The following is a 25,711-nucleotide window of genomic DNA, read 5'->3' as shown; positions in this document are numbered from 1 at the left end:
TCATTCCTTCAAAAGTCAAGGAGATTTCCCAAAATTTTAGTCCATTTGTAACTTTTTCTTGAAGAGATTTCCTGCCCCTATGATATAATGATAATGAATTAGAAAGGGGTCTCTATGAATCACCGAAAAAGACGTGTCCCAAAGAAAATACGATTGCTACTAATTTTAAATGCTTTTCTGCTATCCTGCATCTTCATTTTAGGCTTTCTTCTATTAAAACGAGCTGCTAGTACTCCCGTTGCTGACAAGCAAGAAACAAATACAAGTCAGACTGTGAATCAGCAAGGCTCCACCACTAAATGGGTAAAACAAGATCAACCTGTAAAAATTCCAATTCTCATGTACCACGCTGTTCACACGATGGCGCCTTCTGAAGAAGCCAATGCCAATCTCATCGTGGCACCAGAAACCTTTGAGAGCCATCTCAAAGCTCTTAAAGAAGCCGGCTACTATACCTTGACACCTGAGGAAGCCTATCGGGCACTCACTAAAAATGAACTGCCTGAAGGGAGAAAAGTCGTTTGGTTGACCTTTGATGATGGAATTGCTGACTTTTATACCATAGTCTATCCACTCTTAAAAAAATACCAAATGACCGCAACCAACAATATCATTACTTCCTTTTCTGACGAGGAAAGACCCAGTGTTTTAACCTTCGATCAGATCAAAGAAATGAAAGCGCAAGGTATGACCTTTGAGAGTCATACAGTATCTCATCCAGACTTGGCTCAATCAGATAGCTCTCGTCAGAAATCTGAACTCGCAAATTCCAAACAAGTACTAGATAAGAAACTCCATCAAAACACTACCACCATTGTCTACCCTGCCGGTCGCTACTCTGATGTTACCATGGAATTAGCAGAAAAAAATGGCTACAAAATGGGCTTAACGACCAATAATGGACTAGCCAGTCTAGATGATGGCCTTTACTCACTAAATCGCCTGCGAATCTTACCGACTACGACAGCAAAAAACCTACTTGCAGAAATGCAAACCAATCCATAAGTACAAAAAAGCACGAGTCCGAATGACTCGTGCTTTCTTTCTCCATAATGGAGGCTTTTATTTCGATTTGATGTAGTTCACACCATCTGCTTTTGGTGCAACCGACTTACCAAAGAAGGCTGCTAGTACGATGATGGTCAATACATACGGAGCAATACGGAGGTATACTCCAGGAATATGGGCAAGGAAAGGAATCTGCGTAGATACAACTGCCAAGGCTTGTGAAAGTCCAAAGAATAGACTGGATAGCATGGCACCGATTGGGCTCCATTTACCAAAGATCATTGCCGCTAGGGCGATAAATCCTGGTCCCACAATGGTAGTGGCAGAGAAATTGACAGAAGCAGATTGTGCATACAAGGCACCCCCAACTCCTCCTAAGAATCCAGAGATGAGCACACCATAGTAACGCATGAGGTAAACATTGATACCGAGAGTATCCGCAGCTTGAGGATGTTCACCAACTGAGCGAAGACGAAGACCGAATTTCGTTTTAAACATGATAAACCATGCTACAAATGAAAATGCAATCGCTACATATCCCATTAAGCTAGTATTCTTGAAGAAGATATCACCAATGACAGGGATATCAGACAAGAAAGGAAAATCAAATTTACCAAATGACAAATCGATATTGTTGGTTTGGCCTTTTCCGTAAATAGCTTTAACCAAGAAGACAGCTAGGGCAGGAGCCAACAAGTTCAATACCGTACCACTCACCACGTGGTCAGCACGGAAGTTAATAGTCGCTACCGCATGGATGGCGGAGAAAATGAGACCAACCACCCCCCCTGCAAGAAGAGAAAGCCAGATTGTCATGCCTCCAAGAGAACTAGCAAAAGTCAAGTTAAACACGACTCCTGTGAAAGCTCCCATAACCATGATCCCTTCCAAACCGACATTAACGACACCAGCATGTTCGGAGTAGGCACCTCCGATACTAGTGAAAATGAGGGGAGCAGCATAGACCAGCATATTCGATACAAGAATCGTTAGTATAGCAACAATATTCATCCTTACTCTACTCCTTTCATTTGTTTTTTAGGCTTGATATATTTTTCGATAATATAGTGAGCACTTACAAAGAAGATGATCGAAGCTGTCACAATATTGACAAGTTCTGGTGGAATAGTCGCTGTGGTCATACCTGGCGCACCTGTTTGCAAGGTTCCAAGCAAGAAGGCCGCAAAGACAATCCCAATAGGGGAATTGCTAGCAAGGAGAGCCACTGCCATCCCATTAAATCCAACAGCCAAGGAACCAGCTTGAACATAAACGTTCTGGAAGGTACCAATCCCTTCTACAGCTCCTCCAATCCCACAAAGGGCACCTGAAATCACCATGGAAAGGATGATGGTACGTTTAGCTGACATCCCTGCATAGTCTGAAGCATTCGGGTTGAGACCAACGGAACGGATTTCAAAACCAAGTGTTGTTTTCTTAATAATGAACCAAATAACTGCAACAGCAATCAAGGCGATAAAGATACCGATATTCATCCGTGACTTAGTCAATTCCGTCAGAAAGCCTAAACGATAACTTGCATTTGCCCCAACTGTGATACTGGATTCAGAATCGACCATAAACTTTTTAGGGAAGTTCCGGATAATTTCATTTCCAGCAAACAGTACGATGTAGTTCATCATAATGGTAACGATGACTTCACTCGTCCCCAAAAATGCTCGCAGAAGTCCTGGAATTAAACCAATGAGACCACCGGCAATTGCAGCCACAAGGACCGTCAAAGGAATCATTAGGATACGCGGAATATCTGGGAAGGACAAAGCAAACCATACTGCCGCAATCCAACCAGCCAAGGCTTGTCCTGGTAAGCCGACATTGAAAAATCCAGCTCGACTGGCTACCGCAAATCCGAGAGCGATCAAAATCAGCGGCCCCATAGTACGGAATATTTCACCCACATTTTTAATGGAACCAAAAGCTGTCTTGAAGAGTTCTTCATAACCCCAAAGAGCATCATAACCAAAGATCCACATGATAATGGCTCCGAGGACGATTCCTAGGATTACAGAAATAAAAGGAATAGCAATTTGTCTTGTATTTTTATTCATTTGAAGCCTCCTTGATTTCTCCACCAGCCATAAGAATACCAAGCTCTTGTTTGTTGGTCTCAGATGGCTTCACAATACCTTGGATTTTTCCATCATGAATAACAGCAATCCGGTCGGATAGATTTAGAATTTCATCTAATTCGAAGCTGACAACGAGGACGGCTTTCCCTTTATCACGTTCACCAATCAAACGTTTATGGATGTACTCAATCGCACCAACGTCCAATCCACGTGTCGGTTGGCTAACGATCAACAAATCTGGATTCCGATCAACTTCACGAGCAATAATGGCTTTTTGTTGATTTCCTCCTGATAGAGCACTTGCTGGCACAATCTCGTTGGCTGCACGAACATCAAATTCTTCCATCAACTTGCGGGCATAGGAATTAATTTGATTGTAATTTAAGACACCATTTTTGCTAAGTGGTTCTTTGTAGTAAGTTTGAAGTGCGATGTTTTCAGAAAGCATCATTTCGAGCACAAGACCATCACGATGACGATCTTCAGGCACGTGGCTGACATTCATTTCAGTAATCTTACGTGGGGAAAGGCCAACAACTTCTTGTCCCTTAATTTTGATACTACCTGATTTGACTTTACGGAGTCCGGTAATAGCCTGAATCAATTCACTCTGACCGTTCCCATCAATCCCTGCAATCCCAACAATTTCGCCTGCGCGAACATCAAGAGATAGCTCTTTGACCGCAGGAACACCACGGTTTTCATTCACGACTAAGTCAGAAATTTGCAGAACCACTTCTTTAGGCTGCGCTTCTTCTTTTTCTGTTACGAAGGAAACTGAGCGCCCAACCATCATTTCCGCCAAATCTTTATTGGTAGCACCTTCGATGCCAACAGTTTGAATAGATTTACCACGACGAATAACGGTGACACGGTCTGCAACGGCACGAATTTCATCTAGTTTATGAGTGATAAGGATGATAGATTTCCCTTCTTTAACAAGGGTTTTCATGATTTCCATCAACTCCAAAATTTCAGCAGGAGTTAGCACTGCTGTAGGCTCGTCGAAAATCAGAATATCAGCTCCGCGATAGAGTGTCTTCAAGATTTCTACACGTTGTTGAGCCCCAACAGAAATATCTTCAACTTTTGCTGTAGGATCCACAGCCAAGCCGTAGCGTTCAGATAACTCTAGAATATCTGCATTAGCTTTTTTCAAATCTAATACACCCTTGTTCGTTACTTCTCTACCAAGAATGATATTTTCTGCAACAGTGAAAGCCTCTACCAACATGAAGTGCTGGTGAACCATCCCGATCCCTAAAGAAGCAGCCTTAGAAGGAGAATCTAGTTTTTCAGACTTCCCATTGACCACAATTTCTCCGCTCGTTGGTTCCAAAAGACCAGCCAACATATTCATCAGGGTCGATTTCCCAGCTCCATTTTCACCAAGAAGTGCATGAATTTCACCTTTACGCAATTCGAGGTTGATTTTGTCGTTTGCGACAAATTCACCAAAGATTTTGGTAATTTCACGCATCTCAATGACGTTTTCGTGTGCCATTCGAATATTCCTTTCTAGAAAACTATATTTTATTTCAGTAGGACCTGCTAAACGAGTTAGTAAGTTCTATTGAGACAAAATGTCCCAACACCTCATAAAAAAGCGACCCAAGAAGGATGGATCGCTTCCGGAAGGTTTTATTTCTCAGGTGCTTTTACACTACCATCGATAATTTGTTTTTTAGCATCTTCTACTGCTTTTTTAGCATCTTCAGAAAGATTAGAAGTTGTCAAATCAACACCACCATCTTTCAAACCAAATGTGATCACTTTTCCACCTGGGAATTTGCCATCAGCAGTTTGAGTTGCGATTTCTTGAACAGTTTTACCAACTTGTTTTAAAGTTGAAGCCAATACGAAGTTAGATTCTTTACCATCTTTTGAAGTGTATTTACCTTCGTCAACTTGGTCACGGTCTACACCAAGAACCCAAACTTTTTCGTCTTCATTTTTCTTCTCGTTCAAGTCTTTTGCTTCCTTGAAGACACCAGCTCCTGTACCACCAGCAGCTTGGTAAATAACGTCAGCTCCTGCAGCGTATTGTGTCGCTGCAATAGTTCTTCCTTTTTCAGGGTTGTTGAAGTCTTCAGCATATTGTACGTCTACTGAAATGTCTTTGTTTACAGACTTCACGCCTGCTTCAAATCCTTTTTCGAAACGAGTGATAACTTCACCACGTGCTCCACCGATGAAACCAACTTTGTTAGTCTTAGTTGTTTTGGCAGCAGCAACCCCTGCAAGGTAAGCAGCTTCATTATCCGCAAAAACAGCAGATGCTACGTTCTTTTTATCTCCTACAACAGAGTCAATGATAACGTAGTTGATATCAGCATTTTCATCTGCAGCAGCTGTAACAGCTGGAGCAAGTTTGTAACCAACACCGTAAACTAATTTGTAGCCGTTTGTAGCAGCTTGGCTAAAGTTATTTGCAAAATCTGCTTCACTTGTAGATTGGAAATAAGTGAATCCGTTATCTTTAGAAAGACCGTTTTCTTTACCCCAAGCTTGTAGACCTTCCCATGCAGATTGGTTAAATGATTTATCATCAACACCACCTGTGTCAGTAACGATAGCAGCTTTTAAATCAGTTTTTGCATCTGAAGAATCTTTGCGAGACGCACGATTTCCACATGCAGCAAGTCCGATTGCAGCGACAGTTACTAGACCTAGGCCTAACCATTGTTTCTTGTTCATTTCTGAACCTCCTAAATAAGATATGCAACTAAGTTGCGGATTAATGAAAGGGTCAATAGACCGCCTTTACAGATGTTACTAGGTAAGATCTGTAAAGGAATATGGAAGCAATTCCTTGACCGTCATCACGACCGTCGATTTATCTTTGGCTACCAGAGTAACCGGTAGGTCTGGCTCGAAAAATTCAGCCATCACCTGGCGACAAGCACCACAGGGTGAAACTGGTTTTTCCGTCTGACCATAAATAATTAATTCCTTAAATGAACGCTCCCCTTCTGAAACAGCCTTAAAGATGGCTGTCCGCTCGCCACAATTGGTCAAGCCGAAGCTCGCATTTTCAATATTGACGCCTGTATAAATCTTCCCCTCATCTGTCACAAGAACAGCTCCAATTGGAAAATGAGAATAAGGTACATAAGCATTCTCACTTGTTTTTACAGCTAGGTCAATCAACTCAGTAGTCGCCATGGGCTACTTCTCCCTTCATGATTGCTACTCCAGAGGAAGTGCCGATTCGGTTAGCACCCGCTTGGATCATGGCTTGTGCATCCTCATAGCTACGAGTACCTCCAGATGCTTTCACTCCCATATCCGGTCCAACAACCTGGCGCATGAGGGCAACATCCTCAACAGTTGCTCCTCCAGTAGAGAAACCAGTTGAAGTTTTGACAAAGTCTGCTCCTGCCAATTTGGCAATCTGGCAAGCCACTACTTTTTCAGTTTCAGTTAACAAGCAGGTTTCGATTATCACTTTTACCAAGCGATCACCACTTGCATCTACAACAGCCTGAATGTCCTCTTCTACTAATGTCAGATTTTTTGATTTCAAGGCACCGATATTGATGACCATATCGATCTCATCGGCTCCATTTTGGATGGCATTTTGAGTTTCAAATGCTTTAACAGCTGGTGTATTTGCGCCAAGAGGGAAACCAATCACTGTACACACTTTTACATCTGAATCCCGAAGTCCTTCTGCAGCGAAGTTGACCCAGGTCGGTTGGACACAAACACTTGCAAAATCATATTCTTTCGCTTCTTCGATCAAAGCCTCGATTTGTTCTTGTTGTGCATCAGGTTTTAATAATGTGTGGTCAATATATTTGTTTAATTTCATTAATAAATCTCCATCAAACGAATTACGAAACAATTTCAATAATTTCTGAAACGCTTACAACCTTGTCTAGTATTTTAACATTTTTTTGGAATTCTGCAATGTTTTTTTGACAAATTTCTAAATTTGTATAAATAGTTGCAACAAGGTCGCCTTTTTGAACAGGATCCCCAACTTTCTTAGCAAAAACAATCCCTGTTTCATAATCTAAATCATCTGATTTGACAGCTCTGCCAGCTCCTAGACGCATAGCGAAGAGTCCGTGTTCCATAGCAGGCAAGGCTACAATATAGCCATCCTCTTCTGCATAGACAGGCACTTGTTCTTTTACCTGAACTGGACGATAGAGATCGTCTAAATCTCCACCTTGAGCAAGGACCATTTCTTCAAACTTCTTCAGTGCTTTGCCGGCTGTCAGATGCTGCTTGATTTCTTCCAAGCTGGCCGTCACCCCGCCGAGTTCCAGCATAATTTGAGCCAATTCACAAATGAAGTGAGTCACATCTTCTCTACCTTTGCCTTGAAGAATATCTAAGGCTTCAAGAATTTCGAGACGGTTCCCGATACTGGTTCCTAAAGGCTGGCTCATATCTGTCAAAACAGCAATGGTCTTACGACCAACAGCATTACCAAGATCCACCATGGTACGAGCTAGTTCACGCGCATCCTCAATGGTCTTCATAAAGGCCCCTTCTCCAACGGTGACATCGAGAAGGATGGCATCTGCTCCAGCCGCAATCTTCTTACTCATAACGGAGCTAGCAATCAATGGAATCGTATCAACCGTCGCTGTCACATCCCGAAGCGCATAGAGAAGCTTATCCGCCATGACCAATTGGTCCGACTGTCCAATGACAGAAAGGCCAATCTCTTGTACTTGTTTAATGAACTCTTCCTGGGTCCGCTCAATTTGGAATCCTTTAATGGATTCTAGCTTATCGATGGTCCCCCCCGTATGTCCAAGACCACGACCGCTCATCTTGGCAACTGGGACGCCAAAACTAGCCACTAGAGGTGCCAGTACAATTGTTACTTTGTCCCCTACACCACCTGTTGAGTGTTTGTCCACCTTGATGCCTTTAATAGCGGAAAGGTCGAATTGCTCCCCTGTCTCCACCATCTTCATGGTCAAATCTGAAATTTCTCGGGTCGTCATCCCCTTGAAATAAACCGCCATGGCAAAGGCAGCCATTTGATAATCAGGTACTGTTCCAGCCACATAGCCTTCGATCAACCAATGAATCTCATCTTTACTCAACTCAATGCCATCACGTTTTTTCTGAATGATATCTACAGCTCTCATGTGACTTTTTCACTCCTTAAAATATAATAACCCTTGTCTTTTTTGAGAATTTCACAGTTTCCAAAGACTTCTTCCATTTTGGCCTTCGCACTTGGAGCACCCTGCTTTTTCTGGATAACAATGGTTAAGTCTCCCCCAGGATTCAAATGGTCAAAACTCCCTGAAAGCACTTCATGAACTACCTTTTTCCCAGCCCGAATCGGAGGGTTACTGATAATATGATCAAAACTTCCCTCAACCTGATCATAAACATTGGATTGGAAAATCTTTGCTTCAACTTGATTTAAATCTGCGTTTTTCTGAGCTAGATCTAAAGCCCGTGTATTGACGTCTACCATAGTCGCATGGATTCCTTGGGCCTTAACCAAAGAGAGACCAAGTGGACCATACCCGCAACCAACATCCAAAACCGCCTCTCCTTGCTGAAAAGACAGACATGACAAGAGGACCTGGCTACCAAAGTCGATCATTTTCTTACTAAAAACACCGGCATCCGTCAGAAATTTCATCCGCTCCCCTAAAAGAACCACCTGTAACTCATGGATATCATGTTGGGCATCTGGATGTTCGTCATAGTACATTTTACTCATATTAGCATTATAGCATAATTTAACCTATTTTTAAATCGTTTACAGAAGATCTCAAAACTGATATACTAAAGGTCACTATGGAGGAAAGGCTTGCAATGGATAAAGAATTTCTACACTTCGAAAAGATCAATCGACAAACTTGGCAAAATCTCCACCGGAAATCAACTCCTCCTCTATCTGAAGAGGAATTGAATTCAATCAAGAGTTTTAACGACCTCATTAGCTTGCAAGATGTAACAGATATCTACTTACCCTTGACACATCTGATTCAAATCTACAAAAAAGCGAAAGAGGATTTAGCATTCTCAAAAGGCATTTTTCTCCAACAGGAAAGTAAAAAACAGCCTTTTATGATTGGAATTTCAGGGAGCGTGGCTGTCGGCAAATCAACGACTAGTCGCCTCCTTCAAATCCTTCTTTCTCGGACCTTTTCCGGTTCTACAGTGGAGTTAGTGACGACAGATGGCTTCTTATATCCCAATGCGACCCTGATTGAACAAAACATTCTCAATCGTAAGGGTTTCCCTGAAAGTTATGATATGGAACTTCTCTTAGATTTCCTGAATCAGCTTAAAAATGGTCAGAGTTACCAGATTCCCGTTTATTCTCACGAGATTTATGATATCGTCCCTGACCAGAAGCAAACCATCCAAGCTGCGGACTTCATTATCGTGGAAGGGATCAATGTCTTTCAGAATCCCCAAAACGATCGGCTCTATATGACAGACTTCTTTGACTTTTCCATCTATGTGGATGCTGAGGTTGCCAATATTGAGTCCTGGTATATCGATCGCTTTAAAAAGTTGTTAGACCGTGCGAAAGATGACCCAAGCAACTACTACCACCGCTTTACCAAGCAACCTGAAGAAGAAGTCCTCGCCTTCGCTCATCAGGTATGGGAGTCGATCAATCTCTTAAATCTAAAAGACTATATCGAGCCCACCCGTAACCGAGCCGAACTGATCCTGCACAAATCTGCCAACCATGAGATCGACGAAATCTATCTCAAGAGATAAGAGTTTTAAGACAAAATGATCTTTAAAAAAATAGCGATTCGAAGAAAAATTAGTTTGGGCTTGTCAAAAGAAAAGTTTTCAGATATAATAAGAGAGTTAGATTATCATTGGAGGTGAAAAAATTGGCAAACATTAAATCAGCTATCAAACGCGCTGAATTGAACGTTAAACAAAACGAAAAAAACTCAGCTCAAAAATCAGCTATGCGTACTGCAATCAAAGCTTTTGAAGCAAACCCATCTGAAGAACTTTACCGCGCTGCTAGCTCAGCTATCGATAAAGCAGAAACTAAAGGCTTGATCCACAAAAACAAAGCTAGCCGTGATAAAGCACGTCTTGCAGCAAAACTTGGCTAATCAAGCATTGCATACAAAATGAGCTCTCCGGAGCTTTTTTTGTTGCTTCCAAATGAGGAGAAGACATGAAAATTATGATTATCGGCTATTCAGGATCTGGTAAGTCAACTTTGGCTGAAAACCTAGCCCGCTACTACTCCATCCCCAAGCTCCACATGGACACCCTTCAATTCCAACCGGGTTGGATAGACAGTGACCGGGATTGGATGGAGAAAGAAATGAAACAGTTTCTCAGCAATCATAGAGACTGGGTCATTGATGGCAATTACTCTTGGTGCTGCTATGAGGAGAGAATGGAGCAAGCCGACCAGATCATCTTTCTCAACTTCTCTCGTTGGAACTGTCTCTATAGAGGGTGGAAACGATATCGCCGTTATAAAGGCCGCGTCCGTGAGAGTATGGCAGCCGGCTGCCCTGAACGCTTTGACTGGGAATTCATCCGTTGGATTCTCTGGGACGGTCGAACTAAGAATGCCAAAGAAAGGTATCGAAACATCCACTCCACCTACCCCGAAAAATTTATCTCTCTCAAGAATCAAAAGGAACTGGACCGTTTCCTAGAAAAAGTAAAAAATGATCTACTGAAATCGAAGTAAACACTCGATTTAGTAGATCATTTTTCTTATTTTCTTTTCTTTTGAGGAAACAAGGGAAGACCTAAGGAAGCCATCTTCTCCGCCGGCACCTTCATGCCATCCTTAATCCACTTGGCTAGGACAGAGACAATAGCTGAGCTGAGGAAGGAATTCAGATAACTAGCTGGGCCTTGTGAGGATTTTTGACTTTTACTCCTCTTTTCCAGAAATTCATAAACGGCCTTGGTGAGCAGTTTCTCAAAATTATAATCGACGGCCAAGCTGATAATGCAGGCTTCCTTCTTGGCCTCTTTAAAGAGATAAACCCAAATCTGGTACAAATCGGTCTTAAAATTATAGCCTTCCAAAGACTTGGTAATCTTAGAAACAGTTGATTGGAATATGGATTCGAGCAATTCTTCTTTTGACTCATAATTTCGGTAAAAAGCTGCACGAGAAACGCCTGCTCTCTCCACCAATTCTGAAATGGTAATCTTTTTCAAGTCCTTTTTATCCAACAACTGAAGCAAGGAAATCTCCAAGGATTCCCGTGTGATGGCATTGCTTTCTTGATTGGATCGCTTTAGATTTGCTAAGGATTTTTCTGATATCTTTCTTTCTGCCATAACACTTACTTTCTATCTGTATCATCTGAATGTATCTGCTTTCAGAGAATGCAACTTCATGATATAATTGTAAAAAAAGACTAACTACTTGTCAATGTACAATTTTTTACATTTTGAGGTAATAAAAATGAAATGGAAAATTATTGCAGATTCTGGCTGTGATTATCGTACTTATGAAAGTGCTGCACCAGATACTAGCTTTGTTTCAGTTCCCCTTACCATCCAGATTGGTGAGACCATCTATACAGACGACGCCAACTTGGATACAGACAAAATGATGGAAGATATGTATGCTACTACTACTGCTTCCAAATCGGCTTGTCCTAGTCCTGATGACTATATGAAGGCCTTCGAGGGTGCTGATAATATCATCGTTGTTACCATCACTGGTACTTTGTCTGGTAGCCACAATAGTGCTCAGGTCGCTAAAAAGCTTTATCTAGAAGACCATCCTGCAACCAATATCCATGTGATTGATAGTTTATCAGCTGGTGGTGAAGTGGACCTCCTCGTCCGCAAACTCCATCAACTCATCGCCCAAGACCTTGACTTTGATCAAGTGGTCGAAGTCATCACTAAATACCAAGAAAAAACCAAACTGATTTTTGTCCTAGCTAAGGTCGATAATTTGGTTAAAAATGGTCGACTTAATAAAATTATCGGAACGGTTGTCGGCCTCTTAAACATCCGTATGGTCGGCCAAGCTAGCGATACTGGAACCCTTGAGCTCCTTCATAAAGCCCGTGGCCAAAAGAAAGCTATTTCCACTACTTTTGAAGAAATGCTCAAAGCCGGCTATAAAGGTGGACACATCACCATCGCTCACCGCCGCAACGATAAATTCGTAGAACAACTCTCTGCCTTGGTCCATGAAAAATTCGCCAATGCGGATATTGAAGTTCTTCCGACCTCTGGCCTCTGCAGCTTCTACGCTGAAGAAGGTGGCCTCTTAATCGGCTATGAAATGTAACAACAAACTATTTTAAAGTAAAATAAGTTAAGCGATTCTGCAGAAATAGAAATGAGTTCCAATTTTTAAATCGATTCAAAAAAATACCAAAACTTTCCGCTGTGAGAAAAGTGCCTGAAACAATAACGTTTCAGGCACTCGGAATTATTGAGACGTTAGGCTCAATAATTAGTCTTGGAACTTCGAAGAAGTTCGCTGACGTCCGTACTCACCTAAGGAAAGTTTTTAATATGACTTTGTCTTCAATCTGAAAGGCTAGAACTCATCCCAGTATTTTAAAATACAGATTCCCTCCGGTCAGGACCAGAGGGAATTTTTTTATTCACCAATCTCTTGGTTAAATTTATAAAAAGTACGTTTATAGATAGAAACAGTTGCAAGAGCTCCTATAGCTGCAATGAGAAGATAAATCACACTAGCAATCAAGGTGGTGAAGGCCACAGCGGATAAATAGAAAGCAAAACCTATCAGGACTAGCATGACGATAATAAAGACGAAGATCAATAAGCCTCTCAGGGCAGCATTTCCTCTATTACGGTTCATCAGATCCGTTACAGTCGACCAATTGGTCGTTAAGAGCTTGTAGTCTCGTCTAAAAGCGATCACACTCAAACTCAAACTGGTCAAAAACCAAATCAACAGCATAGCTAGAAGGGAGAGGGGATGGACCCCAAAGTAGCAAGATACCCCTACTAAGAGCACGATCGGTAAAGCAGACTGAACCGAAAAGAGGATCCAAAATTTCTTCAAACAATAGCGTTTAAAGTCAATCGGAAGGGCACGAAGATAAGCGAAATTTTCCCGCTCCAAGGAGATCCCAATACTGGTCAAGCTTTCGACAGAGTTGAAAACTCCAATCATAAAAGCAATCAACGATAAAGGAAGGAAGTATTGGGGCGTGAGGAAGTTTTCAATTTGGAGGGAAGCACGTGATGCCCCTAAAAACAAGCCAAAGGTGAAAAGATAAGGGAAAATCGCCATCATGAAGATGACCTGCGTCAGCAAGGTACCATCACTCAGAAGCCGTTTATGATAGGAAACGGTAAAACGATGGAAGGCTTTCTGATCTCCTAGCTTCATCTGACTCACCCGCTCCTTGACCGCATGACTGGAAGAAACCTCAAGGGCAGCATCATAGAAATGAGGCAAGACCTGACTTTTGACCAGCCAAAGGAGGACTGCTAGAACCAATACCCAAGCCAACATCCCCACTAGAGCTCCTGAATCCAAAGGATTCAAGATAAAGTTATGGAAGACCTCTATTGGAGGAAAAATGCTGGGTTGAGTGACCAAATCACCAGCTACCGAGTGCTCTGACTGGAGCATATTGATATAGAGGTAGGCTCCAATGGAAATGAGACTACTCAATCCAATGATGAGGTTAGACACCAAACTGGTGTGTTTCTTAAAGACAGCTGATTTGGTGATCAGATGGGATAGGAACAAGGTGCCTAAGAAGAGGATGGAGAGGAGAATCATGGCACAAAGAAGGCCAAGAAGAAGCCCCACCAAAACATTTCCCCCTGCTTGGATAGGAAGAATGATGAAATAACTCAACATTGGAAGCAGGGCCATCAAAAGCACTAAGATGACCGAAATACTCTTTCCTGCAATCACTTCTGCATCCGAAAAGGCATAGGGACGGTAAAATTGTAAATCCTTGCTTTCGTAAAAGACATTGTAAAAACTCATCAAGCCTTGGGATATGGCTAAGAGCGCAAAAAGCGTAATCATATTGACAAAGGGACCAGGGCTAGAGACAAAATCATTGGCACTAGAAAGTATCCCAAAAAGGAAGAGATAAAGGAGACCGATAAATATATAGGTCCGAATGGACTGGGCGGAAACATTGACTTTCCTAGTCGGATCCTTTTCCTGCTTCTTTCTAAATTTCGCTAATTGGGCTGGCTGAGTCGCATAGATAATGTTGACATCGACTAGGCGACGAACCATTTTAAGACGCATCTGGACTCACCTCTTCTCTTCGACCAGCCAATCCAAGATAAATGGACTCTAGACTTTGTTCTGGGTGTTGCCCCTTTAATTCCTCGATGGTTCCATAAAAGATGAGATTTCCCTTCTTCAGGATGGCAATCTTATCACAGAGTTGCTCTGCTACTTCGAGGACATGGGTAGAGAAGATGACCGTGTTGCCCTTGTCCGCATGCTCCCGCATCATCTGCTTCAGATCATAAGAGGCTTGTGGATCCAAACCAGTCATGGGCTCATCTAGAACCCAGATGTCTGGATCAGATAGAAGAGCCCCGATGACAAAGACCTTCTGGCGCATCCCATGAGAGAAAGACTCGATGACCTCATAGCGATGACTAGCAAAGTCAAACAGATGCAGCAAATGCTCCAAGCGGTCATCACATTCCTGCTGGCTCATATCATAAGAAGTAGCGACCAACTCCCAAAATTCATTGGCCGTCAAACGAAGGAAGAGATCTGGCGAATCGGCTACGTAGCCAATTTTCTTCTTTATTTCCAAGCGATTGCTATAGAGGTCTTTCCCATCTACTAGGATTCTACCAGTCGTCGGGGTGATGACACTGACCAGGCTCTTAATGGTCGTTGATTTCCCGGCTCCATTATGGCCGATCAAGCCGACAATTTGCCCATCTTCAATGGTTAAGTTCAAATGGTTCAATGCCAGTTGACCATCGTAATCCTTGGTGACTCCTTGAAATTCAATCATAGATTCTCCTTCTACCATTCTACTTTCCTAATGAAAGAAAGTGGTTACTTATTTTGCCTATATTTTAGTCCTCTTTTCCTCATTTGTCAATGGAAAACTTAAGTATTAAAGCAATTCTTCAAAACGGTAGAGAAGGCCAAATAGATAGTTAGGGATGGTCTCCAGGAGATCCTCCCTAAAGACCCGCTCCCCTCTTTGATGGAGCTCCTTGCCCCAAGGCCCCAAATTGACTGCTGGCACTTGAATCTGGGCAATTTTTTCCAGATCCAACTCGTAGACTTGAGAAGGGATCGCCAAACTATCCAAGACAACCTGATAGCTTGCTAGGTCTCTCTCCAGGGCACAATAACTGGTGTCACAAATGCCCATGAAGTATTCCTCCACCTTCAGGGTCAGGGCGCGTCTTCCTAAATAATGGCGGTAATCATCCACCAGGGTGCCAATTTTGAGACTGGTGTTTAGTAAAGAGCGACAGTTCATGGATGGGTAATAGGGTGGTGCAAAGCCAATGACGACCAATGGCGTTTTCTCTGCTAGGAAGTCTAAGTAAGCTTGGATCTGCTGGATGGCAATGGCCTGATAGCTGACTCCAGATAAGAAAGCTTGGTAAGCTCTTTGCTCACACTGGTCTTGGAAGCTTGAAAAGCCATCCTTTTTTTGGCAACGATCTAGCAATTCTTGATAGCTGATCACCCATGGCTGAGCTATCACATGTTCTTGTCCTGCTTGGTCCTGGAGGGACAGGTATTTGACATAAAACTCATCAACCGCTTCCTGGCTCAACTCCTTGATGCGTTGCAACAATTCTTGAGGGGTCTTTTTCAGATGTAGCACACTGAAATAGCCAGAAGCGTAGAGGACCGTCGATACATCATACTGGTCCTTCAAATCTCGCAGATAAGACCAAGAAGGGAGAGGAGACTGCTCTCCCAGAGCTTGGTCGGATAGGTCTGGATGGAGGTCCAATTTCGATGCGACTGCTATCAGAAGAGAGAGGGCGTTGATTCCTTTAAGTGGCTCCTTCATATGGGATAAGACCCCTTGGGCCACGACGACTGGCATGAGCTTGCCGACCGTCCCGATGTGCAGAACCTTCTCCTTGTCACTAGTGGCTTCAAAGGGCTCTGAATCGACCGCTAAGACATAGTCCAAGTCAAACTCATCTTTTAACTGACAGAGCAAACTTAATGCTCCTCGCATCCCGCGTGAATAGGACTCCTCATCTCCCACAGAAAGGTAGAGGAGGTTGACCTGACCCCCTTCTGGATCGGAGGCGTAGGCTTCTAAGACTCCCAGTTGGAGCGCTAAGGCCGCCTTCATGTCACAAGAACCTCGTCCAAATTGCCATTGGCCAGAATCTAGGTCCTCCTGCATTTCTGATCGAAAATCAATGCCCTTCAAGGCTTGAACCAGTGCCTCGGAATCCAAAGCTATAGGGGCTAGGGGACCGTAATCTTCTAGATCTACCGTATCGTGGTGGTGAAAAAGGATCACTGTCTTTTTCTTGCCCTTATCGACCAAGGCCCAATTGACACTGCGATGAAGATGGTCATTGGCAAGAGGGTAGCGACCAAAGTGCTGGGGGTGACTCTTGAAATATGGAATAGACCCAATTCGTTGGTCTAGATAGTCTTCTATCTCCCTTTCTGTCTCGGTATTAGTAAAGCTCGGTATGGACATTGCCTCTTGAAAAATGGTGGCAATTTGTTCTTGGAAATGTTCTATGGATCTCAATGAAAGCCTCCTTCTGATGGACTGGATCCTTTGGTATGCTATCACCCTTGGGCGATCAGTCTGGTATTATTGATCTTCTTTGCGACGGTAAACAACTTTCCACAAGCTAGTCGCAAGGACGGTTAGCAAGCCATAAACTGTCCAGATATTTACGGTTTCTCCAGTTTCAGGCAAGTGAGCTTCCTCTTTTTCAGGCAAGCGAGCGACACTTTCCTCTCCTTGGCTTTTGCTTTCGCTGACGTGTGCTAATTGAGCCAATTCTTCTTTCTGTTCTTTACGGAAGTCCATTTGGTCTCGTCCGACTGGTGGTTGTTGTTCCAGATGACTAGCTTGATCAGTAACAGAGACCTTACCGGCTTCTTCCACTACAGTAGGCTTCTTCTTAGCGATTGGGAGAATACGATCTGCCAAGCTTGCATATTCGGTATCCTTTTCACTTGGTTGGTAGCGGAATAAGAGCGACCGACTAGCTTCGACAGTTGGGATGGTTGTTGAAATAGAGTCTGTTTTGAAGGTCACTTCATATGGATCCGCAAAATAGATATAATCCGGATCATAGGTGTGTAGACTCAAAACCAGACGATGACCTTTTTTCACTGTATACAAGTTTGGCTGCAAGTACATGGTGTAATCATGGAATTCATTTTCTTTCACATCGATGGACTTACTAGAGCTAGCAGAGTCATAGCGAGAAGCTGGATTGGCCAGATTCATCCACCCACGCGCAATTACCACACTCTTAACCTTGTGGGTCTTGTAACGTTTGAGAGGCAAGGTTTCAAGGTTGCTACCATTCCAGTAGCCTGTCTCATCGATGGTTTCTTTTTCCAGTGTGCGCGTGCTGTAGCCATCTTTATCATAGGTGATTTCTTCCTTAACGACATCAAATTCCTCATCGGAAACATCCATCAGGGTCGCACTGACATGGGCATGGTTCTTGTCTCCCTTGACAAAAGCTGCGCTAAAATGCACCGGAATATGACCTTTAATGGTCGTATCTTGGTCGACGGTGGCTGCATAGGAAGCTGCCACTTCGGAAGAATGGAAGGCTGCATCCTGGTTGCGTGTTGTCCAGTTGTTTCCCGTGCCATAATAATCCCCCGTTACCGTTACCTCTTCACGCTTGGAGTAGATCCGACCTGAGATAGCTTGATCCGTATCCCATTTGTCAAAACGGTGCCACTTGCTAGGATCCAAATTGTCCTGAGCCGTTACTTGTGGGAGATTTTCAATGCCATTTTCGATACCGTAGAGGTAATGGCTATACCAGAGATTCATCAGGTCATTAAAAGCTTGTCCTGCCACTTCTGTCCCTGACCAACGCGTGGATGGATAGATGTGATTGCCCTGGTGGAGCAAGACCTTGGGATCGATTCCTGCCTTCTTATAGGCTTCCAGCATAAGTTCGAAATGTTTAGGCTTGACATTGTCGTCATTGAGCCCTTGGATAATGAGAGGGGCCGCCTTTAAGTTGCTTGCATTTAAGGTGTAGTCACGTTTGACATACTCTTCGTTGTAATTATGACCATCCTTGTGTTGGAGCTCATTAAGCTTGGTAATATAGGCAGCATAGTAGTCCTTAACCTTGTCCCAATCCTCCTTATCAAGAATACGGCCTGAGGTATAGACTGATAACCAAGAGAGGTCATTGGAAGCTCCTGTATCAAGGGGAGATCCTTGGCTGTTGAAATGGTCATACCAACTGGCAATCCCTGCTGCTGGCACAATGGTCTTGAGTCCTTCCACCCCAGTAGACGCTACACCAAATGTCGTCGTACCTGCCCAAGACAAGCCTGTCATGGCGACATTGCCGTTGGACCAGTCTGCCTTGACTTCGTGGTTGCTAGTCTTATCAGAGTAGGCTTTTCGTTTGCCGTTAAGCCACTCCACGATATTCTTGTAAGCTGCCACTTCAAGGTCTGAGCCGGTCGTATTGATTCCGTCTGATCCTTTTGATCCCAAACCACTACTGGTCACCACTGCATAGCCACGAACCAAATAGTAATTGTACCAGTTGAGATTTTCATAGTCATAGTGTGTATAGTCATCCGAGCTTTCACGAGGATTGACATAGTACCATTCTTTTGGATCGGTCGCTTTGGCTACTTCTTCTGTCGTTACGGTTTTGCTGGCTTGGCGTTTGACAGGTTTTTTATAGAGCTTGGCCATCTCGAAGTTTCCACCTTCTTTCAGGCCAATCCCTTCTAAAGTCCGCTCTTCGGTCGTGCCTGTTACATAAGGGCTAGCTTCAAAGATACTGGCAGCCTTATAGTCCCCATTGACAGCAGCTTTTGGCACCTGTACAAAGGTCTTGACTAAATCAGGTTTACCGTCCCCATCGGTATCATAATCAGTTTCAACATAGACAATATAGCGGACGATGTCACTCTTGTCATAGGAATAATGCTCAATATCATCCCCAGGTGAAAATGGGAAGATAGGCTGTGCTCGTCCATTCAAAAAGAGAGGGGTCTTTCTGTCTGCGCGGTAAGCGGCACGGAGCTGTTTGGCTACATCAACCATCGAAGTGAGATTAGTAACTGGGGCAGAACCCTCCACTCCCTCCTTGACCATCCCCAGACTCTTAGCAAAAGCCAATCGGTCTTTATCAGTAGATCCGACTTGATTCTCCTTGGTCGAGGCCCAGTTCAAGAGCTGGTTGACAGCGTCTATCACTGTAGCTTCCTTCTTCACATCTGCCTCTGCTACTGGTTGACCTGTCACTTCTGAAAGTTCTCCTAGAGTCACTTTAGGAGCATTAGAAACAGGCAATGGATTCTTCTCTGCAACAGACACTTCTGCTGATTGAGGAGCATCACTAGTAGGCTGGACTGGAGCTTTTTCTGCTACAGCAGTCTCCTTGGTCGGAGAGGATTCATTTCCCGTTGTCGGCTGAATTGTTGTAGGACCTGTTTCAGCAGTCGCTTGGTCCAAGTTAGGTTGATTTGTAAGTTCCTTTTTAGGAGACAGCTCCCCACTTGCTGGAACTGCATCTGAAACAGGGGAGGCTTCAGCTGTACTTTCCTGTCCCACCTGGGTAGTCAAGGCTGGTTCTACACCATTCGTAGCCACTTCCTCCGCCTGGACATGACGCGCCAAAATAACTGGACTTATTAATAAACTTGCAAACACAATCGAAACAATGGTTGATTTTTTCATATACAAACTCCTTTGAAACGTGTCGTTTTGACCGTTTTAACCGAAACGACAAAAAATAGACAAAATCATTCTTTAATAGATGCAGTAAAAACGAACCCTCCTTTCAACAACAGCATCTCCTCCTGTCAGCAAGCTAGTTTTCCTCTTATCTGGTAGTCAGCTAGCTTTCAAACAGGATAACAACTTAACTGACAGCAGGGAAGATCCTACAGACATTCCTTCCTGTCAATCAAATGATGGAGACACTTCTTCGGCTTATAGTCTCTTTTTAGACAGATTGAGCCAACTTGAACAAAACCGAAAAAAATAGTTCCTATTCATGAGGGCAAATTCCCCATTTTTCTCATGCGAGAGCTCGTTTCCAGCCCATTTATCCTTAATCCAATAAAGACAGCGTTTTCGAGAGTGCAAACCTTTGCCCTATCCTTTCATTTTTGGTAAAATAAAGCATTAATTCACGAAAGATGAGAAACAAATGGAAAATCAAACCTTAATGCAATATTTTGAATGGTACTTGCCTTCGGATGGTCAACACTGGTCCCGCTTAGCTACAGATGCTCCTCACCTAGCAGACTTGGGTATTCGTAAAATATGGATGCCTCCTGCTTTTAAAGCCACTTCTGCCGATGATGTCGGCTACGGCGTCTATGACCTCTTTGACCTTGGAGAATTCGACCAAAAAGGGACTGTTCGGACCAAATATGGTTTCAAAGAGGACTACTTGCAAGCCATCCAAGCCTTAAAAGAAGCTGGAATCCAACCCATGGCCGATGTCGTTCTCAACCATAAAGCAGCTGCCGACGGTTTAGAAACATTTGAAGTGGTCGAAGTGGACCCTAACGATCGGACCATCGTCTTGACAGAGCCTTTTACGATCAAGGGTTGGACAAAATTTACCTTTGATGGTCGAAATGGGGCCTACAATGACTTCCACTGGCATTGGTACCACTTTACTGGTACCGATTACGATGCTTCCCGCAATAAGAGTGGGATTTACCAGATTCAAGGGGAAAACAAAGGTTGGGCACAAGACTACCTCGTTGATAGTGAGAACGGAAACTACGATTACCTCATGTACGCCGATATCGACTTTAAACACCCCGAAGTGATCGAAAACCTCAATCAATGGGCAGAATGGTTTATTGAAACAACTGGGGTTCAAGGCTTTCGTCTAGACGCTGTTAAACACATCGACTCCTTCTTCATGAAGAACTTCATCCAACAAATTACGGACAAATATGGAGAAGATTTCTATGTATTTGGTGAGTTTTGGAATGGGGATGAACAAAGCAACAATGACTACCTAGCCAGCATTGACTACAAGTTTGACTTAGTGGACGTTGCCCTCCACCAAAATCTCTTTAGAGCTAGCCAAGAAGGGGAAAACTTTGATTTAACGACTATTTTCAATGGTACACTTGCAAGTAATCATCCAGAAAGTGCGGTAACCTTTGTCGATAATCACGATACCCAAAGAGGACAAGCCCTTGAGTCCACAGTTGGTGAATGGTTCAAGCCTGCTGCTTACGCCCTCATTCTCCTCCGCGAGGCCGGACTTCCATGTGTCTTTTATGGAGACTACTACGGGATTTCAGGTGAGTTTGCCCAGCAAGATTTCCAAGCGGAGCTTGATCAACTCCTTCGTATCCGCAAAGACTTAGCCTACGGTGAACAAAGAGACTACTTTGACGATCCTAACTGTATTGGTTGGACGCGGTATGGAACTGAAGAGACTGCTCCTATCGCCTGCGTTATTTCAAATGCTGGTCCATCCGCAAAACGGATGGAAATCGGCCAAGTCTATGCAGGACGGACTTACTACGACGCTTTAGGAAATTACCAAGATACCATCCAAATTGAAGAAGACGGTTGGGCTGATTTCCCAGTCTCAGACCGCTCCGTCAGCGTATGGGTTTTAGCAGACTAACTAGAAAATAAGATCGACTGAAGAGGCTGGGACAAAAGTTCTAGCCTTTCAATTGTCTTTGGATTGTCGAGCCAGACGCAGTGGTTGAGTGGGACGACGAAATCGAATTCTAACGAATGACCGATTTCTGTCCCACTCTCTTTCTTCTATTTTATAGCAAACCACAGGTTCATTCTAACACCTTAGGAAAGCGCTGTCAATTCTTTATCTGATTCTGTTAACAACTTCATGAAAGAAAAAACTCGCTCACTTCCTAAGTTGGAAATGAACGAGTTTAATCATCTAAGAAGCAAGGGCTTCTTTTTTGTTAGCTTAATTCTGCAACAATCGCTTTGAGTTGTTCTTTGGTATGAACACCAGCAACTTGTTTCACCACTTGACCATCTTTCTTGAATAAGAGAGTCGGGATGGACATGATGCCGAAGTTGCGAGCAGTGTTTGGATTTTCATCCACATCCATCTTAAAGATTTTCAAGTCATCTTCATGGATTTCTTCTGCCAGCTGTTCTAAGATTGGTGCCTGCATCCGGCAAGGACCACACCAAGTTGCCCAGAAGTCGACCAAGACCAAACCTTGGCTAGTTTCTTGTTCAAATGTTGCATCTGTTAGTACGTGTACCATAGTTCCTCCTTTGATCAGTGATTGTCACTAATCTCTCATTGATAGTTCTATTCTACACCAAAATTGAAGTTTTTAGAAATATTTGCTACGTTCCTCAGCCTTGGTTCTCCTCTTTCTTTTTCTTCCAGAAAAGAAGGCTAGACAAGAAGAGGGTACCTAAACCATAGAATCCCATCCATTCCTCTGCGCTACCTGTTTGAGGAAGCTGACCTGCTTTTTCTTGTGCTGGAGTTGCTTCTTTAACCGTCTCAGAGACAAATCTTTGTCCATAAGCAACAGATAGAGACTCTGGTTTTGCCGTTTCTTTCTCAGCTGATTTGACGAGAGGAAGAAGACTTGGACTAGCAGGAATTTCTGGTTTTCCATATCTTTCAGGCTCTGGAAGGACTGGCAGATGGTATTCTTCGATAGAATGAATGGCTGGTTCTACTAATTTTGCTCCTTGAATCTCAGGAAGGGCAGCATATGCTGTATCAGCCGCGTTCGGAAGATAAGAGGCTACCTGGGAACGAGTCCCTTCTACGATCGGAATAGTCGCACGGATCGAATCTGTCTTGAATGTCACTTCATAAGGATTCTCAACGGTTAAGTCTGATGGATCATAAGTATTGAAGACTAGGGCTAGCTTGTGTCCTTTTTTAACCGTATAAAGGTTTGGTTGGAGATGGACCGTATAGTCGTGGAATTCTCCAATTTTTGGCTCGATGCTATTTCTTGAGCTCGCTGAATCATAGCCAGACTCAGGGTTGGCCAGGTTGATCCAACCTTTTGCGATGACCTTATACTTGGTCTTGATGGTTTCGAATTCAGCCACAGAAAGGTTGCTTAAATTGCTACCCATCCAGAAGCCATCTGCTTTTTTATCCGCCTTAACCCCACCGTTGCCGACCACATCAAATTCTTCATCCGATACGTCGACTAAAAGAGCATTGATTTGGAAGTTCTTTCCTTTCCCCTTAGCAAGGGCTGCCTTGAAGTGTACAGGGATATGTCCTTTGATAGTGGTGTCTTCTGTCACTTCCGATACGAAGGTCATGTTGGCTTTTGAAGAACCTTGGCTCACGGTTTCATCACGCTTGGCAACTTCGACACCAGCTCCAGCATAATCGCTCGAAATCGTTTCTTCCAAGCGTTTCGACTGCGCATTGAGGAAGAGGCGCTGCGTGGTCTTCCAATTATCATACGTGGTCCACTTGCTTGGGTCATAGTTATTTTGCGCCAAGACAGCTGGTAGATTTTCGACCTGATTCTCCACTCCATATAGGTAATGGGTCAACCAGGTATTGAGCAGGTCATAGAAATCTTGTCCATTAGCCTGAATACCATAACCACGGGACATAGCTGCTGGATAGACGTGGTCTCCTTGGTGGAGATAGAGTTTGACATCCTGCCCTGCTTTCTTAAGGGCATCGTACATGAGTTCAAAATGCTTGGTTTTGACATTGTCATCATTTAAACCATGAACCAGAAGGGCACTGGTCTTTAATTTTTCAGGATTGAGGGTATAATCCCGTTCCTTCCAGACATCGCTGTAATTGCGTTCATGTGCATTTTGATCCTTATTGAGCTGGTTGATGTAGTTGGCATAATTTTGCCAAATACCAGCCCAGTCAGCTTCATCCAAGATCCGAGTCCCTACGTAGAGGGACAACCAAGAAAGGTCACTGTATGGTGGGTTCCCATAGGCTGTTCCTTGACTGTTAAAATAGTCATACCAAGAAGCAATCCCAGCAGCTGGTACGATGGTCTTCAAACCTTCGACTCCTGTCGCTGCGACACCAAAGGTCGTAGTTCCAGCCCAGGATAGACCAGTCATGGCGACATTTCCTGTAGCCCAATCTGCCTTGATTTCGACATTGCTAGTCTTATCTGTGTAGGCTTTGCGCTTGCCATTGACCCACTCGATAATATTCTTGAAGGCATTGATTTCCAGATCAGACCCTGTCGTATTGAACCCTTCTGATCCCTTGGTTCCTAGACCAGCACTGGAGATAAAGGCATAACCTCTGACCAAGAAATAGTCATACCAGTTCAAGTTTTCGTAGTCATAGATATACTCGTAGGGACTGTAGTAATACCAATCCGAAGCCTTGGCTTTCTTGGCTGCTTCGACTGTCGAAGAGCTTCCGACTGCCTGGCGTTTAGCTGGTTGCTCCCGCAATTTCTTCATATCGTAAGAGCCATCTGTCGGTAAGCCCAAGCTTTCAAGGGTCACATTGTTCTCATCCAAGGTTCCTGCTACATATGGACGCGCTTCGAGAATGGTCGCCGCCTTAAAGTCTCCCCTGGCCACCGCCTTAGGCAACTGGACAATGGCCTTGACTAAGTCTGGCTTGCCATCCCCATCTGTATCGTAATCGGTCTCTACATAGACTGGGAAGCGAACAATTTCGCTATCCTCATAGTGATAGTCTTCATCTGCTTTTTCCCCTGTAGTATAAGGGAAGATCGGCTGAGCTCGCCCGTTTAAAAAGAGAGGAGCTTTCTTTTCAGAGCGATAGGCATCATAGAGCTTCTTGGCAATGCTGTACATATTAGTCAGCTCTTCCTGACTGACCTTACGATTCAAGTCCTCCTGGCTACTAATCATTCCCAGACTTTTAGCAAATCGTTCCCGATCTGCGGTCGATTGACCAGCCTGTTTGGGATCCTTCGCAGCCCACTGAAGCAATTCATCAACAGCATTTTGAACGGTTAATTCCTTGTCCTTAAGGTCACTATTTACCAAGCTGCCTGTATAAGAAGTTAAGGCTTGTCCAGTTGCCGGAGAAGATGTGCCTGCCGAAGTAGCTGGGCTAGCTTGTGCACCTGTTCCCTGAGGCGCCTGTGGGATATTAGTTTTCTCCACAGTCGTAAGATCCTTGTCTTGACCAACTGGCTTATCGACCTTCTCCGTCTCTGCCGGATCTATTGGACTCGCTATTGTTGGTTCAGAAGTCACGTCTTCCTTCTTTTGATCCACACTTGGGACTGATGCAGTCTGATCCGCTTGAGATTGGGAAGCTGCTCCTTCAGAAGTTACAGGCTCAGGAGCCACCTGAGTCACGACTTCTTTCGTTGGAGAAAGCTCTGGTAGATTCTCATCTGCTGCCACCACTTGATTTAAGATAAAGGGAGCTAGCAGGAGGCTAGAAGCCACCATCGACACCATTGTTTTCTTTTTCATAAAAGAGACCTCGCTATTTTGTAATCAATACAGCTATTATACTATGTAAGCGCTTTTATA

Annotated in this window: 21 protein-coding genes; 6 read left to right on the top strand and 15 right to left on the bottom strand. The window is 43.7% G+C overall.

Translation table 11 applies throughout. The features are described from left to right. Nucleotides 1-114: 114 nt before the first annotated feature. Nucleotides 115-1,005, top strand: coding sequence for a polysaccharide deacetylase family protein (locus tag ACOXXR_RS03450; RefSeq protein WP_195213767.1), 891 nt, complete (start codon nucleotides 115-117; stop codon nucleotides 1,003-1,005). Nucleotides 1,006-1,062: 57 nt separating this feature from the next. On the opposite strand, the gene ACOXXR_RS03445 is transcribed toward ACOXXR_RS03450, so the two are convergent. From ACOXXR_RS03445 to ACOXXR_RS03410, 8 genes are all read right to left on the bottom strand, one after another. Further along, nucleotides 1,063-2,019, bottom strand: a complete 957-nt coding sequence (locus ACOXXR_RS03445) for an ABC transporter permease (protein ID WP_445278730.1) — start codon at nucleotides 2,017-2,019, stop codon at nucleotides 1,063-1,065. A gap of 2 nt (nucleotides 2,020-2,021) precedes the next feature. Further along, complete coding sequence (locus ACOXXR_RS03440; protein ID WP_048716841.1) at nucleotides 2,022-3,077, bottom strand: ABC transporter permease; 1,056 nt, start codon at nucleotides 3,075-3,077, stop codon at nucleotides 2,022-2,024. Then, nucleotides 3,070-4,602, bottom strand: coding sequence for an ABC transporter ATP-binding protein (locus ACOXXR_RS03435; RefSeq protein ID WP_129269500.1), 1,533 nt, complete (start codon nucleotides 4,600-4,602; stop codon nucleotides 3,070-3,072). Before ACOXXR_RS03435 ends, ACOXXR_RS03440 begins: the two co-directional genes overlap by 8 nt. Before the next feature lie 137 nt (nucleotides 4,603-4,739). After that, nucleotides 4,740-5,795 (bottom strand): BMP family lipoprotein, encoded by a 1,056-nt coding sequence (locus ACOXXR_RS03430; protein WP_006596011.1) that lies wholly within the window; start codon nucleotides 5,793-5,795, stop codon nucleotides 4,740-4,742. 78 nt (nucleotides 5,796-5,873) lie between these two features. Further along, the gene (locus ACOXXR_RS03425; protein WP_048687941.1) at nucleotides 5,874-6,263 is read right to left on the bottom strand and encodes a cytidine deaminase; all 390 of its coding nucleotides are present in this window, start codon (nucleotides 6,261-6,263) and stop codon (nucleotides 5,874-5,876) included. Further along, complete coding sequence (gene deoC / locus ACOXXR_RS03420) at nucleotides 6,250-6,912, bottom strand: deoxyribose-phosphate aldolase (protein WP_061564122.1); 663 nt, start codon at nucleotides 6,910-6,912, stop codon at nucleotides 6,250-6,252. Before deoC ends, ACOXXR_RS03425 begins: the two co-directional genes overlap by 14 nt. 22 nt (nucleotides 6,913-6,934) lie before the next feature. Continuing rightward, nucleotides 6,935-8,212 carry a pyrimidine-nucleoside phosphorylase gene (locus ACOXXR_RS03415; protein WP_445278729.1) on the bottom strand — a complete coding sequence of 426 codons (1,278 nt, stop codon included), beginning with the start codon at nucleotides 8,210-8,212 and terminating at the stop codon, nucleotides 6,935-6,937. Further along, nucleotides 8,209-8,802, bottom strand: a complete 594-nt coding sequence (locus tag ACOXXR_RS03410; protein ID WP_414280028.1) for a class I SAM-dependent methyltransferase — start codon at nucleotides 8,800-8,802, stop codon at nucleotides 8,209-8,211. Before ACOXXR_RS03410 ends, ACOXXR_RS03415 begins: the two co-directional genes overlap by 4 nt. A gap of 95 nt (nucleotides 8,803-8,897) precedes the next feature. On the opposite strand from ACOXXR_RS03410, the gene coaA reads away from it, so the two are divergent. From coaA to ACOXXR_RS03395, 3 genes are all read left to right on the top strand, one after another. Further along, nucleotides 8,898-9,818 carry a type I pantothenate kinase gene (gene coaA / locus ACOXXR_RS03405; RefSeq protein WP_061564125.1) on the top strand — a complete coding sequence of 307 codons (921 nt, stop codon included), beginning with the start codon at nucleotides 8,898-8,900 and terminating at the stop codon, nucleotides 9,816-9,818. Nucleotides 9,819-9,925: 107 nt separating this feature from the next. After that, nucleotides 9,926-10,174 carry a 30S ribosomal protein S20 gene (rpsT, locus tag ACOXXR_RS03400; protein WP_023023719.1) on the top strand — a complete coding sequence of 83 codons (249 nt, stop codon included), beginning with the start codon at nucleotides 9,926-9,928 and terminating at the stop codon, nucleotides 10,172-10,174. Between the two features lie 65 nt (nucleotides 10,175-10,239). Then, nucleotides 10,240-10,770, top strand: a complete 531-nt coding sequence (locus tag ACOXXR_RS03395) for a DNA topology modulation protein (RefSeq protein WP_445278728.1) — start codon at nucleotides 10,240-10,242, stop codon at nucleotides 10,768-10,770. Between the two features lie 26 nt (nucleotides 10,771-10,796). On the opposite strand, the gene ACOXXR_RS03390 is transcribed toward ACOXXR_RS03395, so the two are convergent. Next, entirely contained in the window at nucleotides 10,797-11,375 is a 579-nt protein-coding gene (locus ACOXXR_RS03390; protein WP_125329939.1) for a TetR/AcrR family transcriptional regulator, read from the bottom strand. Nucleotides 11,376-11,502: 127 nt separating this feature from the next. Between ACOXXR_RS03390 and ACOXXR_RS03385 the strand changes: the two genes are divergently transcribed. Further along, a complete protein-coding gene (locus ACOXXR_RS03385; RefSeq protein WP_445278727.1) occupies nucleotides 11,503-12,345 on the top strand; it encodes a DegV family protein in 843 nt (280 codons plus the stop codon). Between the two features lie 318 nt (nucleotides 12,346-12,663). Here ACOXXR_RS03385 and ACOXXR_RS03380 read toward each other — a convergent pair whose 3' ends face one another. The 4 genes from ACOXXR_RS03380 to ACOXXR_RS03365 form a co-directional block, all read right to left on the bottom strand. Next, nucleotides 12,664-14,310 (bottom strand): hypothetical protein, encoded by a 1,647-nt coding sequence (locus ACOXXR_RS03380; RefSeq protein WP_445278726.1) that lies wholly within the window; start codon nucleotides 14,308-14,310, stop codon nucleotides 12,664-12,666. After that, nucleotides 14,300-15,043: an ABC transporter ATP-binding protein gene (locus ACOXXR_RS03375; RefSeq protein ID WP_006596000.1), complete on the bottom strand. Its 744-nt coding sequence runs from the start codon at nucleotides 15,041-15,043 to the stop codon at nucleotides 14,300-14,302. Before ACOXXR_RS03375 ends, ACOXXR_RS03380 begins: the two co-directional genes overlap by 11 nt. A gap of 105 nt (nucleotides 15,044-15,148) precedes the next feature. Continuing rightward, complete coding sequence (locus ACOXXR_RS03370; RefSeq protein ID WP_445278865.1) at nucleotides 15,149-16,723, bottom strand: M20/M25/M40 family metallo-hydrolase; 1,575 nt, start codon at nucleotides 16,721-16,723, stop codon at nucleotides 15,149-15,151. 120 nt (nucleotides 16,724-16,843) lie between these two features. Further along, nucleotides 16,844-19,936 carry a CocE/NonD family hydrolase gene (locus tag ACOXXR_RS03365; RefSeq protein ID WP_445278725.1) on the bottom strand — a complete coding sequence of 1,031 codons (3,093 nt, stop codon included), beginning with the start codon at nucleotides 19,934-19,936 and terminating at the stop codon, nucleotides 16,844-16,846. Between the two features lie 475 nt (nucleotides 19,937-20,411). Between ACOXXR_RS03365 and ACOXXR_RS03360 the strand changes: the two genes are divergently transcribed. Then, entirely contained in the window at nucleotides 20,412-21,863 is a 1,452-nt protein-coding gene (locus ACOXXR_RS03360) for an alpha-amylase (protein ID WP_445278724.1), read from the top strand. A 307-nt stretch (nucleotides 21,864-22,170) separates the two neighbouring features. Here the strand turns inward: ACOXXR_RS03360 and trxA are convergent, their stop codons facing one another. Then, a complete protein-coding gene (trxA, locus tag ACOXXR_RS03355; RefSeq protein WP_006595996.1) occupies nucleotides 22,171-22,485 on the bottom strand; it encodes a thioredoxin in 315 nt (104 codons plus the stop codon). Between the two features lie 94 nt (nucleotides 22,486-22,579). Beyond that, nucleotides 22,580-25,651: a CocE/NonD family hydrolase gene (locus ACOXXR_RS03350; RefSeq protein ID WP_445278723.1), complete on the bottom strand. Its 3,072-nt coding sequence runs from the start codon at nucleotides 25,649-25,651 to the stop codon at nucleotides 22,580-22,582. Nucleotides 25,652-25,711 lie beyond the last annotated feature (60 nt).

It is taken from the genome of Streptococcus sp. KHUD_013 (assembly GCF_052588545.1).
The sequence above is the reverse complement of the archived record's forward strand: the minus strand, read 5'-3'. Positions and strand labels throughout refer to the sequence as shown.